We start from the raw sequence: 2,050 nt of genomic DNA, 5'->3' as shown, positions 1-2,050 counted from the left end.
ATAGTTCGAAGCCTTGATATATCTCTCCATGGATGGATTCACCACATGGATATCTTTCCTTTTAGGAATGTCAAAAATCCGACTTCCTGTATTGATTCCTTCTTTCTTTAATAAGGGTGTGGCAGCTAATACAACCGACCCCGACTGTTTGATATCACCTACCACAGCAAGCCTTGTTTTCAACGAATCTAATCCCCGTATGACAGAGGAAACTGAAGCAAAAAAAGCCTTCATGTCGATACAAATAATGACTCTGCTTGGTAGCTGTCCATTGTTCATTGAAAATACTCTTTGATAAAAAACTCTAAATTTTTCCCAATTTTCGCTATTGCTTAAGGATAATTTTCTATGAAATTAAGGGGAATAGATATAAATCTATAATTTTTAAAATAACTGCCTACTAAAATACACCTATAATATGAGGTTGTTAAACAGAAAAACAAAGGTATTGTGTAAGAAAATATAAAATATTTTCATACAAAAAACAAAGTAAGACAAATTCTGACATATAAAATATTGTAAAATAGACCTATCGTTATATGTTAATCTAACCATTTTTTTATAGATTTTATTATTACACTCAAAAGGAAAGGATATTTTAATTATGGAGAATAAAGAGGAAAGGCATGAAAGGTTTTATAAATCACGTCTAGAATATAACAATATCTGGCCTAATAAAACTTTAAATAATAGCTCCTGTACTGATCTACAGAAGAATTTCTTACAACTACTAGAAAAAGAGAGTATTGTCCAACTATTTTCACCATTAAAATTCAAAGATATTGATAATCCAGTAATAAATGTGGCTGTTTCCTATATTATTGATGCCCTTGATCAGTTACCACTACGACCAGACATAGCATTTGACCAAATATGGAGAGCTTTAGACTATCAATTTCATTATTTGAAGAGAACAAGAAATTGGACTGAAAAGAATACAAGTCTTGGAATGATGGAACAAACACTCAATGAATTGTTATGTGATTATTTGAGGAATAGTAAATATAATAAGATAAATACAATGTTGCACATGTTAGCTAATATTGTACCTTCTCAAACCGGAGAATATATAGTACGTCGTCTTTTCGTTGAAGAGGGAGAAAAGGCTGCCTCTCATGTGAAGGATCATCAATCTAGGATTCAGGATCGATTTAAAAATTTAATTTTTCAGGATAGCTTATACAGAGAATTTGAGTCACGATATGAGGCTATAAAAAATAAACTAGATTCAGAGCGTAGTTCCAAGATTACGAAATTGGAAAATGAATTAAAGTTTAAAACTAATAAAGATAATACTCAAAGAAAGATAAATAAACTAAAAATTTCTGATCCTAGCTCGTCTGCAATTTATGAAACAGGGAGATTAGCATGCTATCTCGTAAATGGAAAAACTGTGAAATTCCCATCAGGAGACAAGACAGTTGAATATACTTTGAATGACGAACAACTAATGAAGCTAATCGTCTTAGGGTTATTATATACTTATCGTAATGAACGCTTTCATGGAAGTATATTTTCATCTGTGTTTCGAAGTAGTAGTGCTACTCTAAACACATATGCACATGCCTACTATATGTTTATTTTAGCTTATTTTATTTTATTAATTTTAATTGCCCCAATTTTACATGATGAAACAGACGAATATGATTCACTCGAAAAAGTTTTTGATGAAATTTTAGATAATATATTACATAATACAAATCAATTTAAGAAAATTTTTTCTAAACAAGTATTCAAACCAAAAAAAGAAGATAATTAGAGCTACTATCATACTATATTTTAATGTAATAAATATTGATAAGAAACACGTACTAAAATACTGTGGAAAATTATAACAAACATTTACTTTTTGTTTATTGGAAATTTTTCCATTAAACAAGAATATAATTTAAACGAATTGTTTATATATTAAATTAAACTAGAAATAATAAATAAAAAGAAAAGTAATAAAAGACGAAGACATAATAAATTAATCACATCTTTTTAATTCTAGACAAAGTTCATATCTTATTCTATTGGCTTCTTTCTCGTTGTATAGATAGCTCCTATG

At 28.9% G+C, this 2,050-nt stretch carries 2 protein-coding genes; one reads left to right on the top strand and one right to left on the bottom strand.

Translation table 11 applies throughout. The features are described 5' to 3' along the window. The coding region (locus tag ACH0CI_RS28150; RefSeq protein WP_483880023.1) for a Y-family DNA polymerase at nucleotides 1–279 on the bottom strand (279 nt) is incomplete at its 3' end. A gap of 325 nt (nucleotides 280–604) precedes the next feature. On the opposite strand from ACH0CI_RS28150, the gene ACH0CI_RS28145 reads away from it, so the two are divergent. Beyond that, on the top strand, nucleotides 605–1,759 hold the full coding sequence (locus ACH0CI_RS28145) for a hypothetical protein (RefSeq protein WP_224980656.1): 1,155 nt from the start codon (nucleotides 605–607) through the stop codon (nucleotides 1,757–1,759). The last annotated feature ends 291 nt before the right edge of the window (nucleotides 1,760–2,050 follow it).

Source organism: Priestia sp. 179-F W1.4 NHS, from assembly GCF_045369295.1.
Taxonomy (GTDB): domain Bacteria; phylum Bacillota; class Bacilli; order Bacillales; family Bacillaceae_H; genus Priestia; species Priestia zanthoxyli.
Note: the sequence above shows the minus strand (reverse complement) of the source record. Positions and strands in the feature narration are given on the sequence as shown.